Origin of the sequence: Streptomyces sp. NPDC002734, assembly GCF_040295685.1 — a bacterium.
Lineage (GTDB): Bacteria > Actinomycetota > Actinomycetes > Streptomycetales > Streptomycetaceae > Streptomyces.
In genome coordinates this window covers 206,732-220,933 of sequence record NZ_JBEOVU010000001.1, presented here as the reverse complement: position 1 = coordinate 220,933, position 14,202 = coordinate 206,732, and the positions used below count along the sequence as shown (strand labels likewise).

Here is a 14,202-nt window from a genome sequence, read left to right as displayed (position 1 = left end):
CTACTCGCCCGCCACCATCTTCACCGCGTCGGTGACCGGAGTGGACCCGCCGATCAGTTCCAGCGTCAGCCCCACCGTGCCGGGATAGTCCAGGAGTTCGGCGATGACAGCGGCCACGTCGTCGCGCGGGACCGGGCCCCGGCCGGTGGAGGCCTGCAGCAGCACCTGCCCGGTGCCGGCGTCGTCGGTGAGCATGCCGGGACGCAGGATCGTCCAGTCCAGCGAGTCGCCGAGGGAGCGGACGTAGGCGTCGGCCTCGCCCTTGGCACGCAGGTAGGCGTCGAAGACCTCGTCGCCCTGGTGGTCCGGATCGGCGGCCATGGAGGAGACGACCAGGTAGCGGCGGACGCCCGCCCGGACGGCGGCGTCCGCGAGCAGCACGGCGGCGCCCTTGTCGACCGTCTCCTTGCGGGCCACCCCGCTGCCCGGGCCCGCGCCCGCCGCGAAGACGGCGGCGTCGGCGCCGCGCAGGAGTTCGGTCACCTCCTCGACGCCGGCCGACTCCAGGTCGAGGACGAGGGGTTCGGCCCCGGCCTCGCGGAGATCGTCGCCGTGGTCGGGATTGCGGATGATGCCCGCGACCTCCTCACCTCGCGCGGCGAGCAGTCGCGACAGTCGCAGGGCGATTCGGCCGTGGCCTCCGGCGATGACGATACGCATGCTTCGACCGTAACTCGGTGGGCCGGGCGATGCGCCACGACGCGTCACGGCCACCGCCGCGAGGCTCGTCCACCGCCCCGCAGGGCCGGATATCGGGCGCACGCCGCGGCGCGGCGGACCGGGGCACGTGACGTGTGTCAGGGCCGGCCCGTGAACGTCACGCCGACGCGCGCCGGTCTGCCCCCGCAGGGCCGGGCCACAGGCCGGCTCGGAGGGACGCCCCCGCGACGGACCGACGCACCTGGCGTGCATGGGCTACGCCCTCACGTCGGGGCAGGGCGACGCGTCCCGCCGCGGCGTCACGACGTGTCGGAGCCGTGCCGCCCGGCGGCCACCCGGCGGCCACCCGGCGGCCACCCGGCGGCCACATGGTCCCCCGCCGCGTCGCCACGCAGCAGCGTCGCGACGCGTCAGGACTGCCCCCACGGCGCGACGGCCGCGCCCGGCGAAACGCCCCCCGTGAGCCGGGAGGGGGACCCCCGCACCCCACCGGGCCCCGGCCCACCGTGGCCGCGCGGCGGCGCGCCCCGGACGCCTCAGGGGTGCCGTGCCGGCGAAACGACCCCCGCGCCCCGGGAGGAGGACCCCCGCGCCCCGTCGGGCCCACGCCCGTGGCCGTGCGGCGGCGCCCCCGCCCGCCTCAGGGATGCCGTGCCTGGCGCGGGAGTTCGGGTCCCGCGCCCGCGCCGCCGAGGTCGCAGTACTCCCGGACCGCGCTGGTCCGGGAGACCACCCGCCCGGCGTGGATCACCAGGCGGCTGTAGGCCAGCGAGAGCGCTCCGGCCAGCCGGTCCCCTCGGACGGCGAGCAGGTCGGCGGGGAACCCCGCCTCGACCCGCACCGGCGGCAGCCCCAGCACCGCGCGGGAGGCCGCGCTCACCGTCCCGTAGGCGTCTTCCACCGGCAGTGCGTCCTGCGAGGCCAGCAGGTAGGCGGCCTCCAGCGGGTCGCCGCGGCCCACCGGGTTCGACAGGTCGCGCAGCGACCCGCTTCCCGCGGCGACCCGCACACCCGCGGCCCGCAGCAGCCGCACGGGGGCGGCGCCGCGGCGGTCGGCGCCCGCGCAACCGCCCTGTGGGAGGCAGACGACGCCCACCCCGGCCGCCGCCAGCTGGTCGGCGCAGCGTGAGGCCACGTCGGTGGGCAGCAGCCCCAGCCCCCCCAGCGGGCCGAGCGTCACCCCGCCGCGCAGCCCGCCCGCCATGGCGGCCAGGCGGCACAGGCGGGCCGGGTCGGTGCCGTCCGTGTGCAGGTCGACCGCGCAGCCGTGGGCCGAGGCGAGCTCCAGCACCGCCTCCACGTAGCCGGTGGGGTCCGGATCGCGGTCCGGGCAGCCGCCGACGACCGTCGCGCCCATGCCGACCGCGTCCCGCAGCAGGGCCAGCCCGTCGGCCCCGGCCACCCCCGTGAGCAGCCGGGGCATCGCGACGACCGCCAGGTCGACCAGGTCACGCACCACGCCGCGCACCCGCAGTACCGCCTCGAGGGCGCCGAGCCCTTGCACGTCGCCGACACGGACGTGGGAGCGGATCGCGGTGGCGCCGTGGCCGAGCTGGGCGAGGACCGCCTCGGTGGCCCGGCGCTGGACGTCCTGCGGATCGCCCGGCGTGGGCCCGTCCGACTCGGCGGTGAGCGCCGTGTCGGCGTGGGCGTGCGGTTCGGCGGGGGCGGGGAGCAGCAGGTAGCCCTCCAGGTTGACCCGCGCGGGCGCCGCGCCCGCCTCCGTACCCGTGCCCCCGCCCCCGCCCGCGTCCGTCGTGGCGCCGCAGGCGGGCGAGGGGAGGGAGGCGTTGGCCGGGTGCGCCGGACCGGGGACCACCGGGTCGCCGGCCAGACTGCCCGCCGTGCCGACGGCTTCGATCCGCCCGCCGCCCAGCCGGACGTCCACCGTGCGGCCGTCGGTCAGGCGGGCGCCGCAGAGCAGGAGTGCGGCGGGCTCGGCGGGGCCCGGTGTGGAGGAGGGCGACGGGTTGGGCTGCTGGGGAGGCGGCTGGCTGTCGGACATCGCGTTCCTGGGGGTCCGGATCCGGGTGCTGCTGCGGGGAGGACGCCGAGGGGCGGCCCCGGAGAAACGATCACGTGGAGTGACCGAGCCTAGGGCGGCGACCCGCCGAGCCCAGGGAGGAGCGGAATAGTCGTACCGGCGTGGTGCCACCGGTGCGGGAGCCCTCTCCCGTGGGGCGGGAGGGCCGCGAGGCGGCCGGGTGGCCCCTTCGGGACATCCCGGCGCAGGACGCCGGGAAACGGATTTGGGGGATCGGCGGACGACCGTGTAATGTCTTCCTCGCTCGCCCCAATAGCTCAGTCGGTAGAGCGTCTCCATGGTAAGGAGAAGGTCTACGGTTCGATTCCGTATTGGGGCTCTGGTGAGAGAGGTCCCCGCCGCGAGGCGGGGTCCGATCGATCCGCAGCGGTGTAGCTCAGTCGGTAGAGCAAGCGGCTCATAATCGCTGTGTCACCGGTTCAAGTCCGGTCACCGCTACTCTTAGTAGCCGATTGCGGGGTCGGTCCTTCAGTCGGCTACTATTTTTCTGTCTTAGTTCGTACTATCCGTTCGTCAAGGAGCACTTCACGTGGCTGCCACCGACGTCCGCCCGAAGATCACGCTGGCCTGCGTGGAGTGCAAGGAGCGGAACTACATCACCAAGAAGAACCGGCGTAACAACCCGGATCGCATGGAGATGAAGAAGCACTGCCCGCGTTGCAAGGCGCACACCGCGCACCGCGAAACGCGATAAATCAGGCTCGTACGTGAGGCCGTCCCCGTCAGGGGGCGGCCTTTCGTCGTTCCCCACGGCGTCCGGTCCGTCCCGCCCCGGGGCGTGCCCCGCCGTGCATAGGGTTACCGCAGCAAGCACAGGCAGCAGGAGGTGGCGCCCATGGCGCTGGACCAGTCGTTCGTCGGGCGGAGCTACCCGCCCACCGACCCGTACGAGGTCGGGCGGGAGAAGATCCGCGAGTTCGCCGCCGCCATCGGCGACCCCAACCCCGCGTACACGGACCCGGAGGCCGCCAAGGCCCTCGGCCACCCCGACGTGATCGCGCCGCCGACCTTCGTCTTCCTCGTCGCCTTCAAGGCCGCCGGGCGCGTGATCCACGACCCGGAGCTGGGTCTCGACTACAGCCGCGTGGTCCACGGCGACCAGAAGTTCGCCTACCGCCGCCCGGTGCGCGCCGGTGACCGGCTCACCGTGACCACCACCATCGACGCCATCAAGTCGCTGGCCGGCAACGACATCCTGGACGTGCGCGGCGACGTGCACGACGAGTCCGGTGAACTCGTGGTGACCGCCTGGATCAAGCTGGTGGCCCGCGCCGCCGAGGAGGGATGACGAGGATGACGGCCAAGGTCGCGTACGCCGACGTGGAGGTCGGCACCGAACTTCCCGCGCAGGTCTTCCGGCTGACCCGCGCCACGCTGGTCGAGTACGCCGGCGCGTCCGGCGACTTCAACCCGATCCACTGGAACGAGAAGTTCGCCAAGGAGGTCGGGCTGCCGGACGTCATCGCGCACGGCATGCTCACCATGGCCGAGGCGGCCCGTGTGGTCACCGACTGGACCGGCGACCCGGGCGCGATGGTCGAGTACGGGGTCCGCTTCACCAAGCCCGTCGTGGTCCCCAACGACGACGAGGGCGCGACGGTCGAGGTCAGCGGCAAGGTCGCGGCCAAGCTCGACGACAACCAGGTCCGGGTGGACCTGACCGCGATGTTCGCCGGCCAGAAGGTCCTCGGCATGTCCCGCGCGGTCGTCCGCCTCGCCTGAGCCCCGGCGCGGGTCCCGGCCACGTTCTCGGTCCGTGACCCGCGCCGCACGCCGTCGCGGCATCCGGGCCGGGCGGTGACGCCTCCGCGTCCCGTCCGGCCCGCCGCGTAGGCTAGGCGGCGTGCAGGAACGACATGACGCCCCGCTCGCCCCTCTGACCACCTTCCGTCTCGGCGGCCCGGCCCGTCGGCTGGTCACCGCGACCACCGACGCCGAGGTCGTGGAGGCCGTCCGCGAGGCCGACGCCTCCGGCACGCCGCTGCTCGTGATCGGCGGCGGCTCCAACCTGGTCGTCGGCGACAAGGGCTTCGAGGGCACCGCCCTGCGCATCGCCACCAGCGGCTTCTCCCTGGACGGCACCACCCTGGAGCTGGCCGCCGGCGAGGTCTGGTCGGAGGCCGTGGCGCGCACCGTGCGGGCCGGTCTGGCGGGTATCGAGTGCCTGGCCGGCATCCCCGGCTCCGCGGGGGCCACGCCCATCCAGAACGTCGGCGCCTACGGCCAGGAGGTCTCCTCCACGATCACCGAGGTGATCGCCTACGACCGCGTCGCCGGCGCGACGGTCGCCCTGAGCGGCGAGGAATGCGGTTTCTCGTATCGGCACAGCCGCTTCAAGGCGGACCCGGACCGTTACGTCGTGCTGCGCGTCCGCTTCGAGTTGGAGGACGCCGGGGGCATGTCCGCCCCGCTGAAGTACCCCGAGACGGCGCGCGCCCTGGGCGTCGAGGCCGGCGAGCGGGTGCCGCTGGAGCAGGCCCGCGAGACGGTGCTGAAGCTGCGCGCGGGCAAGGGCATGGTGCTCGACGCCGAGGACCACGACACCTGGTCCGCCGGGTCGTTCTTCACCAACCCGATCCTCGACGACGCCGCCTTCGCGGCCTTTCGTGAGCGGGTGCGCGAGCGCCTCGGCGACGAGGTGACGCCGCCCGCGTACCCGGCGGGGGAGGGGCGCACCAAGACCTCCGCCGCCTGGCTGATCGACAAGGCGGGCTTCACCAAGGGCTACGGCAGCGGGCCCGCGCGCATCTCCACCAAGCACACGCTCGCCCTCACCAACCGCGGCTCCGCCACCACCGAGGACCTCCTCGCCCTCGCCCGCGAGGTCGTGGCCGGGGTGCGGGAGGCGTTCGGCGTCACCCTGGTCAACGAGCCGGTGATGGTGGGCGTCGGCCTCTGAGGCCACCGCCGCCCGCAGCCGTCCCCCCACGGCCACCGCCCTCACGTCCCGGGCCGCCGGCGGGTCACGCCGGCGTGGTCAGCCAGGTGTCGATGCCGGCCAGCAGCCGGGAGCGGACCTCCTCGGGCGCGGCCGAGCCACGGACCGACTGACGGGCCAGCTCGGCCAGCTCCGCGTCGGTGAACTCGTGGTGCTCGCGGGCGAACTCGTACTGGGCGGCCAGGCGCGAGCCGAAGAGCAGCGGGTCGTCGGCCCCCAGCGCCAGCGGCACCCCGGCCTCGAACATGGTGCGCAGCGGGACCTCCTCCGGCTTGTCGAAGACGCCCAGCGCCACGTTGGAAGCGGGGCAGACCTCGCAGGTGATCTGCCGGTCCGCCAGCCGCTGCATCAGCCGCGCGTCCTCCGCGGCCCGCACGCCGTGACCGATGCGGGTGGCCTCCAGGTCGTCCAGGCAGTCGCGCACCGACGTCGGGCCGGTCAGCTCACCACCGTGCGGGGCGGCCAGCAGACCGCCCTCCCTCGCGATCGCGAACGCCCGGTCGAAGTCGCGGGCCAGGCCGCGCCGCTCGTCGTTGGACAGTCCGAAGCCGACCACGCCGCGGTCCGCGTACCGCACCGCCAGCCGGGCCAGCGTCCGGGCGTCCAGCGGGTGCTTCATGCGGTTCGCCGCCACCAGCACCCGCATGCCCAGACCGGTCTCCCGGGAGGCCGAGTCCACGGCGTCCAGGATGATCTCCATGGTGGGGATCAGCCCGCCCAGCCGCGGTGCGTAGGAGGTGGGGTCCACCTGGATCTCCAGCCACCCGGACCCGTCCCGGACGTCCTCCTCGGCGGCCTCGCGGACCAGCCGGCGGATGTCGTCCTCGTCCCGCAGACAGCTCCGGGCGGCGTCGTAGAGCCGCTGGAAGCGGAACCAGCCGCGCTCGTCGGTGGCCCGCAGCTGCGGGGGCTCCGCCCCGGTCAGCGCGTCCGGCAGCCGGACGCCGTGCTTGTCGGCGAGTTCGAGAAGGGTCTGGGGGCGCATCGAACCGGTGAAGTGCAGGTGCAGATGAGCCTTCGGCAGCTTGGTGAGATCACGTACGCGCTCCATTGCCGAATCCTGCCGCACACCCATGCGTCTCTCCTACCCAGTTCCCCTTTCGAGACCTTCCCCGAACGGAAAATCGGTCCGGCAGGGACCGCGCGCGCACGGCAGGGGCCGCACACAGACGGGGCGGGGCGGTACGTGAGGTCACGTACCGCCCCGCCCGCTCGCCTGCGACAGGCTCAGTCCTGGGCCTCCGCCAGCAGCTTCTGGATGCGGCTGGCGCCCTCGACGAGGTCCTCGTCGCCCAGCGCGTAGGAGAGCCGCAGGTAGCCCGGGGTGCCGAAGGCCTCGCCCGGGACGACCGCGACCTCCACCTCCTCCAGGATCAGCGCGGCGAGCTCGACCGAGTTCTGCGGACGGCGGCCGCGGATCTCCTTGCCGATCAGCGCCTTCACCGACGGGTAGGCGTAGAACGCGCCCTCCGGCTCCGGGCAGACCACGCCGTCGATCTCGTTGAGCATCCGCACGATCGTCCGGCGGCGGCGGTCGAACGCCTCGCGCATCTTCTCCACGGCGGTCAGGTCGCCGGAGACGGCGGCCAGCGCGGCGGCCTGGGCCACGTTGGAGACGTTGGAGGTGGCGTGCGACTGCAGGTTGGTCGCGGCCTTCACGACGTCCTTCGGGCCGATGATCCAGCCCACCCGCCAGCCGGTCATCGCGTACGTCTTGGCGACGCCGTTGACCACGATGCACTTGTCGCGCAGCTCGGGCAGCAGGGCCGGAAGCGAGGTGAAGACGGCGTCGCCGTAGACCAGGTGCTCGTAGATCTCGTCGGTCAGCACCCACAGGCCGTGCTCCACGGCCCAGCGGCCGATCGCCTCGGCGTCCTCGCGGCTGTAGACCGCGCCGGTCGGGTTGGAGGGGGAGACGAACAGCACGACCTTGGTGCGGTCGGTGCGCGCCGCCTCCAGCTGCTCGACCGAGACCCGGTAACCGGTGGTCTCGTCGGCCACCACCTCCACCGGCACGCCGCCGGCCAGCCGGATCGACTCCGGGTAGGTGGTCCAGTACGGCGCCGGGACGATGACCTCGTCGCCCGGGTCCAGGATCGCGGCGAAGGCCTCGTAGATGGCCTGCTTGCCGCCGTTGGTCACCAGGACCTGCGAGGGGTCGACCTCGTAGCCGGAGTCGCGCAGCGTCTTGGCGGCGATCGCGGCCTTGAGCTCGGGGAGACCGCCGGCGGGGGTGTAGCGGTGGAACTTCGGGTTCTTGCAGGCTTCGATCGCGGCCTCGACGATGTAGTCCGGCGTCGGGAAGTCGGGCTCGCCGGCGCCGAAGCCGATCACCGGGCGCCCGGCGGCCTTCAGGGCCTTGGCCTTGGCGTCGACGGCGAGGGTCGCGGACTCGGAGATCGCGCCGATGCGGGCGGACACCCGGCGCTCGGTCGGAGAGGTAGCTGCGCTCATGACCGCCATGGTTTCAGAAAGGAAACACCGGCGGCATCCAGGTTCGCGGAGTGAACAAGGGGTGCACACGCGTGCCCATCCGGGTCCCGGGCCGGGAGCCGCGGAGGAGGCTCGGGGGAGGTGCGGGGGACGTTCGCGCCGACGTCCTCACGGGACGCGGAACTTTCTGTTCGACGCGGAGGCCGAGAACACGTACACTCTCACCTCGTTGGAAGCCGACGGACCGCGTCGATCAAGGATCTTGCGAGAGACCCGAGACCATGCGGTAGGTTGGTGGACACCACAAAGGGTCGTAGCTCAATTGGTAGAGCACTGGTCTCCAAAACCAGCGGTTGGGGGTTCAAGTCCCTCCGGCCCTGCTACACACACCTAGCCAGGTTGTGTGCGCATGACAGTATTGCCAGGCACCGCCGTGCGGCTCATACCGGGCTCGTGCACGGCACGATCCGGGATTCAGGTGAGGACGAGTGACGGACGCCGTGGGCTCCATCGACATGCCTGATGCCCAGGACGAAGAGAAGAAGCCGCGCAAGGGCGGCAAGCGGGCCAAGAAGGGCCCGCTGAAGCGCCTCGCGCTCTTCTACCGCCAGATCGTCGCGGAGCTTCGCAAGGTCGTCTGGCCCTCCCGCAGTCAGCTCACCACGTACACGACAGTCGTGATCATATTCGTGGTGGTCATGATCGGACTGGTCACAGTGATCGACTTCGGCCTCGACGAGGCCGCCGGCTGGGTCTTCGGCTGACCCGCCCGAACTGACACCGCACAGCAGACAGGGCGTCGTGAAAACGGCGCCCTTGTTCGCGTCCCGGCCTGGTGTTCATGAACGCCTGACAGGGACGAATCGTCCGCTAGGCTGAAGGCCAGTGTTCCGCTGGACCGTCGATTCCTCCCCCGCGAGGGGGCGAGACGGGGAGTGCCCCTCGCGGGAGGCGGCGCCGGCGGAACGGCATCAACCCCCATGTACCCAGGAAGAAGCAGCCACCGTGTCTGACCCGAACCTGAACGACGCCAGCGAGTCGGTCGAGGCCGTCGAGGACGAGCTCGAGATCGTCGAGGGCGCGGACACCGAGGACACCGAGACCTCCGCCGAGGTCGAGGCTGCCGACGCCGACGTCGAGGAGGCGTCCGAGGACGCCGCCGACGAGTCGGAGACCCCCGCCGACGCCGTTGAGGCCGCCGCGGACGAGGACGGGACCGACGAGGAGACGACCGACGAGGTCGTGGACCCGGTCGCCGCCCTCCGCGAGGAGCTGCGCACCCTGCCCGGCGACTGGTACGTCATCCACACGTACGCCGGTTACGAGAAGCGCGTGAAGGCCAACCTCGAGCAGCGTGCCGTCTCGCTGAACGTCGAGGAGTTCATCTACCAGGCCGAGGTGCCCGAGGAAGAGATCGTCCAGATCAAGAACGGCGAGCGCAAGACGGTCAAGCAGAACAAGCTGCCCGGTTACGTGCTCGTCCGCATGGATCTGACGAACGAGTCCTGGGGCGTCGTCCGCAACACCCCGGGCGTCACCGGCTTCGTGGGCAACGCCTACGACCCGTACCCGCTGTCGCTGGACGAGATCGTGAAGATGCTCGCCCCGGAGGCCGAGGCCAAGGCCGCCCGCGAGGCCGCCGAGGCCGAGGGCAAGCCGGCGCCGCAGCGCAAGGTCGAGGTCCAGGTCCTGGACTTCGAGGTCGGCGACTCGGTCACCGTCACCGACGGCCCCTTCGCCACCCTCCAGGCGACGATCAACGAGATCAACGCCGACTCGAAGAAGGTCAAGGGCCTCGTCGAGATCTTCGGCCGCGAGACCCCGGTCGAGCTGTCCTTCGACCAGATCCAGAAGAACTGATCCAAAGTCTTCCGAAACAGGTCGGACGGCACACTCCGGTGGCCGTCTGACCTGCTCGGTTTTCAGCCGCACATGGATACCCGTTATCGTGGTGCGGTATGCCTCCATCCGGCTGAATCGGATGGTTGGCTCAACCTCTCACTAAGACCCGGAGAGAGAGCACATGCCTCCCAAGAAGAAGAAGGTCACGGGGCTCATCAAGCTCCAGATCAATGCCGGCGCGGCCAACCCGGCCCCGCCGGTCGGCCCCGCGCTGGGCCAGCACGGCGTGAACATCATGGAGTTCTGCAAGGCCTACAACGCCGCGACCGAGTCGCAGCGTGGCTGGGTCATCCCGGTGGAGATCACGGTCTACGAGGACCGTTCCTTCACCTTCGTGACCAAGACTCCGCCGGCCGCCAAGATGATTCTCAAGGCCGCGGGTGTGGAGAAGGGCTCCGGCGAGCCTCACAAGACCAAGGTCGCGAAGATCACCGACGCGCAGGTCCGTGAGATCGCCACGACCAAGATGCCCGACCTCAACGCCAACGACATCGACGCCGCCGCGAAGATCATCGCCGGCACCGCCCGTTCCATGGGCATCACCGTCGAAGGCTGACCACCCCCGTAGTTGACGTGGGAGGGCCTGCTCGGCCCAGACCACGACTCCTCTCAGTACTCAGGAGCAGAAGTGAGCAAGCGCAGCAAGTCTCTCCGCGCTGCGGACGCCAAGATCGACCGGGAGAAGCTCTACGCCCCGCTCGAGGCCGTCCGTCTCGCCAAGGAGACCTCCACGACCAAGTTCGACGGCACCGTCGAGGTCGCCTTCCGTCTGGGTGTCGACCCGCGCAAGGCCGACCAGATGGTCCGTGGCACCGTGAACCTTCCGCACGGCACCGGTAAGACCGCCCGGGTCCTGGTCTTCGCGACCGGCGACCGTGCCGAGGCCGCGCGTGCCGCGGGCGCCGACATCGTCGGCTCCGACGAGCTCATCGACGAGGTCTCCAAGGGCCGCCTGGACTTCGACGCCGTCGTCGCCACCCCGGACCTCATGGGCAAGGTCGGCCGCCTCGGCCGCGTGCTCGGTCCGCGTGGTCTGATGCCGAACCCGAAGACCGGCACCGTCACCATGGACACCGCCAAGGCCGTCACCGAGATCAAGGGCGGCAAGATCGAGTTCCGGGTCGACAAGCACTCGAACCTGCACTTCATCATCGGCAAGACGTCCTTCGACGACACCAAGCTGGTGGAGAACTACGGCGCGGCGCTGGAGGAGATCCTCCGTCTGAAGCCGTCCGCCGCCAAGGGTCGCTACATCAAGAAGGCCGCGATCTCCACGACGATGGGTCCCGGCATCCCGCTGGACTCGAACCGTACGCGGAACCTCCTCGTCGAGGAGGACCCGGCCGCGGTCTGAGCCTGACGCTCACCGCGACGGTCCTTTTCCGGTGGCCCCGTCCCCCTTTCCGGGGGGCGGGGCCACCGGCGTTTTCCGGGGCGGAGCCTCGTTTCCGGCGGACGGCAGTGTGGGTGTTGTCAAGAGTGCCGGGAAAAGGCTGATGCGGTGTCGGCGGGGGTCTCTAGTGTGGAGGGGACGTCGACGGCGCCGGTCGAACCCGCCGCGCTCCGCGTTGCGTTCGCACAGCCGCACAGCCGCACAGCCGCACAGCCGCACGCCCGTACAGCCGCACATCCGCACATCCGCACCAAGATCCCGGGGGGATCACCATGAACCTTCGCACCCGCCGCTCGCTGGCCGCCCTCGCCGCGGTCACCGCCCTGGTCGCCGGCGCCACCGCCTGTGAGGAGCAGGACGCGGCCAAGGGAACCAAGGGCGGCAAGCCCGCCGCCGCCGAGGAGAAGGGCGGCGGCAACCCGGTCTCCGCGCTGACCGCTGCGTTCAAGAAGACCTCCGAGGTCAGGACCGCCCACCTCGAGATGACGATGACCGTCCCCGGCGCCCAGGGCGGCGAGATCACCATGAGCGGTGTGCAGGGCTGGGACCCGGCGCTGCTCGACGTGACGATGTCGGGCGGGGCGCTCGGCGGCGGCCAGGCGGGGGCGCCCGAGGAGATCCGCGCGGTGATGGTCGACAACGTCATGTACATGGACATGGGCAAGGCCGCCGCCGCGGAGATGGACGGCAAGCGCTGGATGAAGCTCGACTACGCCGAGATCGGCAAGGCCGCCGAGGAGGCGGGCGGGGCCGAGGCGGGCGGGCTGTCCGGCGCCATGAACGAGAACATGAACCAGGACCCGACCGAGTCGCTGGGCATCCTGCTGGAGTCGCCGAACGTCCGGAGCCTCGGCTCGGAGAAGGTCAACGGTCTCCAGGCCGAGCACTACAAGGGCACGGTGCCGGTCAAGGAGATGATCGACTCCAACAAGGCCTTCGCCGAGCTCGACAAGGAGCAGCGCGACCGTCTCGCGGCCACCGTCGAGCAGGCCGGTGTGAAGTCCTACGAGATCGAGGTCTGGGTGACGGAGGACGACCTGCCGACCCGGATGAACGTCGTCATGGACTCCGCCGTCGGCAAGATGAAGGTCAAGATGGACCTGTCGGACTTCGGGACCAAGGCGAAGGTGACCGCCCCGCCGGCCTCCGAGACCTTCGACCTCGCCGAGATGATGTCCGGCGCCGGCGCCGGCGCCTGACCGGTCGGACGACCGCTCCACGGGGCGGCAGCGCCCACGGCGCCGTGCACGGGTCGCGCGCCGGCCGCCACGGCCGGCGCGCTCGCCCTGTGGGGCGGAGGTCCACGCCCGCGTCGACCGACGCGGGACACCCGCTTCCACCGGAACGCGGGCCCCGTGGCGTGGGCCCGGAGGTCCCTCGCCGGGTCGGCAGGGGCGGATTTGCTCCGCGGTGGTGCACTCGCGTAGTCTTCCGAGGAAGCCAAAGACCGCTGGTCGTTGCCGTGCCCTCGCATGAGGGTGTGGTGGCCGAAGGATCCGCTGAAGTGCGGACGACCCGCGTAGGTGACCGTGGAGTAGTTCCCGGAGCGGCGTGAGCCGAGACGGTCGAGCTGAGCCCCGTGCGCCTGCGCATGGGGCGTTTCGTTTTTCCCAGTCCTCCTTCGGGTCCGCGCGGTCCGAATCACCCGGAAGGAGGCCGAGGCTCTATGGCGAGGCCCGACAAGGCTGCCGCGGTTGCCGAGCTTGTGGACGCGTTCCGCAGCTCCAACGCCGCCGTGCTGACCGAGTACCGCGGTCTCACCGTGGCACAGCTCAAGCAGCTGCGCCGTTCGCTCGGTGAGAACGCCCAGTACGCCGTGGTGAAGAACACGCTGACCAAGATTGCGGCCAACGAGGCCGGGATCTCCTCGCTCGACGACCTGTTCAACGGTCCGACGGCGGTCGCCTTCGTCACCGGTGACCCGGTGGAGTCGGCGAAGGGTCTCCGTGACTTCGCCAAGGAGAACCCGAATCTCGTCATCAAGGGCGGTGTCCTTGACGGCAAGGCGCTGTCCGCCGACGAGATCAAGAAGCTTGCGGACCTCGAGTCCCGCGAGGTTCTGCTGTCCAAGCTGGCCGGTGCGTTCAAGGGCAAGCAGTCCCAGACTGCCTCGCTCTTCCAGGCGCTCCCGTCGAAGCTCGTCCGCACCGTGGACGCGCTTCGTGCCAAGCAGGACGAGCAGGGCGGTGCCGAGTAATTCGGCTCGCTTTCTGATCCTCGCCGCCCACTCCTGAGACCAACCGGTCGCAAGGACGGCGCGGCAGGGATCAAATGCGGGCCAAACGTACGCCCGCCTCACCCAGTACATCCGGCACCACCTGCCGATTGAGTGGAAGGACCGCCATCATGGCGAAGCTCAGCCAGGAAGACCTGCTCGCCCAGTTCGAGGAGATGACCCTCATCGAGCTCTCCGAGTTCGTGAAGGCCTTCGAGGAGAAGTTCGACGTCACCGCCGCCGCGGCCGTCGCCGCCGCCCCGGCCGGCCCGGCCGCCGCCGCCGAGGCCCCGGAGGAGAAGGACGAGTTCGACGTCATCCTCACCGGCGCCGGCGACAAGAAGATCCAGGTCATCAAGGTCGTGCGTGAGCTGACCTCCCTCGGCCTGAAGGAGGCCAAGGACCTCGTCGACGGCACCCCGAAGCCCGTCCTCGAGAAGGTCAACAAGGAGGCCGCGGAGAAGGCCGCCGAGTCCCTCAAGGGCGCCGGCGCCTCCGTCGAGGTCAAGTGACCTCACGGATCCGCAGGGATCCCGGCTCGGTCGTGACGGCCTCCGCGTGAGCGGGCTGTAACGCTGAAGCACTGAAGAGCGATCACCCAAGTGGGTGGTCGCTCT

General features: G+C 71.1%; 15 protein-coding genes and 3 tRNA genes. 14 read left to right on the top strand and 4 right to left on the bottom strand.

What is annotated here, in order from left to right; translation table 11 throughout:
* Together ABT026_RS00995 and ABT026_RS00990 are read right to left on the bottom strand one after the other, a co-directional pair.
* The gene (locus ABT026_RS00995) at window positions 1-660 is read right to left on the bottom strand and encodes an NAD(P)H-binding protein (protein ID WP_351110756.1); all 660 of its coding nucleotides are present in this window, start codon (window positions 658-660) and stop codon (window positions 1-3) included.
* Between the two features lie 640 nt (window positions 661-1,300).
* Complete coding sequence (locus ABT026_RS00990) at window positions 1,301-2,665, bottom strand: amidohydrolase family protein (protein WP_351110755.1); 1,365 nt, start codon at window positions 2,663-2,665, stop codon at window positions 1,301-1,303.
* 285 nt (window positions 2,666-2,950) lie between these two features.
* Between ABT026_RS00990 and ABT026_RS00985 the strand changes: the two genes are divergently transcribed.
* The 6 genes from ABT026_RS00985 (at window position 2,951) to ABT026_RS00960 (ending at window position 5,603) form a co-directional block, all read left to right on the top strand.
* Window positions 2,951-3,023, top strand: a tRNA-Thr gene (locus ABT026_RS00985).
* A gap of 46 nt (window positions 3,024-3,069) precedes the next feature.
* Window positions 3,070-3,142: transfer RNA gene (locus tag ABT026_RS00980), tRNA-Met, on the top strand.
* Window positions 3,143-3,233: 91 nt separating this feature from the next.
* Window positions 3,234-3,398, top strand: a complete 165-nt coding sequence (rpmG, locus tag ABT026_RS00975; RefSeq protein ID WP_046706212.1) for a 50S ribosomal protein L33 — start codon at window positions 3,234-3,236, stop codon at window positions 3,396-3,398.
* 141 nt (window positions 3,399-3,539) lie between these two features.
* Window positions 3,540-3,992: an FAS1-like dehydratase domain-containing protein gene (locus ABT026_RS00970; protein WP_351110752.1), complete on the top strand. Its 453-nt coding sequence runs from the start codon at window positions 3,540-3,542 to the stop codon at window positions 3,990-3,992.
* Between the two features lie 5 nt (window positions 3,993-3,997).
* The gene (locus ABT026_RS00965) at window positions 3,998-4,426 is read left to right on the top strand and encodes a MaoC family dehydratase (protein WP_351111008.1); all 429 of its coding nucleotides are present in this window, start codon (window positions 3,998-4,000) and stop codon (window positions 4,424-4,426) included.
* Window positions 4,427-4,547: 121 nt separating this feature from the next.
* Entirely contained in the window at window positions 4,548-5,603 is a 1,056-nt protein-coding gene (locus tag ABT026_RS00960) for a UDP-N-acetylmuramate dehydrogenase (protein WP_351110750.1), read from the top strand.
* 64 nt (window positions 5,604-5,667) lie between these two features.
* Here ABT026_RS00960 and ABT026_RS00955 read toward each other — a convergent pair whose 3' ends face one another.
* Window positions 5,668-6,693, bottom strand: a complete 1,026-nt coding sequence (locus ABT026_RS00955) for an adenosine deaminase (protein ID WP_351110748.1) — start codon at window positions 6,691-6,693, stop codon at window positions 5,668-5,670.
* 176 nt (window positions 6,694-6,869) lie between these two features.
* A complete protein-coding gene (locus tag ABT026_RS00950) occupies window positions 6,870-8,096 on the bottom strand; it encodes a pyridoxal phosphate-dependent aminotransferase (RefSeq protein WP_351110746.1) in 1,227 nt (408 codons plus the stop codon).
* A gap of 286 nt (window positions 8,097-8,382) precedes the next feature.
* On the opposite strand from ABT026_RS00950, the gene ABT026_RS00945 reads away from it, so the two are divergent.
* The 8 genes from ABT026_RS00945 to rplL all read left to right on the top strand — a co-directional run bounded on the left by ABT026_RS00945 (window position 8,383) and on the right by rplL (window position 14,097).
* A tRNA-Trp gene (locus tag ABT026_RS00945) sits at window positions 8,383-8,455 on the top strand.
* A gap of 108 nt (window positions 8,456-8,563) precedes the next feature.
* Window positions 8,564-8,839 carry a preprotein translocase subunit SecE gene (gene secE, locus ABT026_RS00940; protein WP_351110744.1) on the top strand — a complete coding sequence of 92 codons (276 nt, stop codon included), beginning with the start codon at window positions 8,564-8,566 and terminating at the stop codon, window positions 8,837-8,839.
* A 241-nt stretch (window positions 8,840-9,080) separates the two neighbouring features.
* Window positions 9,081-9,935 carry a transcription termination/antitermination protein NusG gene (nusG, locus tag ABT026_RS00935; RefSeq protein WP_351110742.1) on the top strand — a complete coding sequence of 285 codons (855 nt, stop codon included), beginning with the start codon at window positions 9,081-9,083 and terminating at the stop codon, window positions 9,933-9,935.
* Window positions 9,936-10,098: 163 nt separating this feature from the next.
* A complete protein-coding gene (gene rplK, locus ABT026_RS00930) occupies window positions 10,099-10,533 on the top strand; it encodes a 50S ribosomal protein L11 (RefSeq protein WP_108954835.1) in 435 nt (144 codons plus the stop codon).
* 72 nt (window positions 10,534-10,605) lie between these two features.
* Complete coding sequence (rplA, locus tag ABT026_RS00925; protein WP_351110740.1) at window positions 10,606-11,331, top strand: 50S ribosomal protein L1; 726 nt, start codon at window positions 10,606-10,608, stop codon at window positions 11,329-11,331.
* 311 nt (window positions 11,332-11,642) lie between these two features.
* Window positions 11,643-12,569, top strand: coding sequence for an SCO4651 family lipoprotein (locus ABT026_RS00920; RefSeq protein ID WP_351110738.1), 927 nt, complete (start codon window positions 11,643-11,645; stop codon window positions 12,567-12,569).
* Window positions 12,570-13,036: 467 nt separating this feature from the next.
* On the top strand, window positions 13,037-13,567 hold the full coding sequence (gene rplJ / locus ABT026_RS00915; protein WP_351110736.1) for a 50S ribosomal protein L10: 531 nt from the start codon (window positions 13,037-13,039) through the stop codon (window positions 13,565-13,567).
* A gap of 149 nt (window positions 13,568-13,716) precedes the next feature.
* Complete coding sequence (rplL, locus tag ABT026_RS00910; RefSeq protein WP_351110734.1) at window positions 13,717-14,097, top strand: 50S ribosomal protein L7/L12; 381 nt, start codon at window positions 13,717-13,719, stop codon at window positions 14,095-14,097.
* Window positions 14,098-14,202 lie beyond the last annotated feature (105 nt).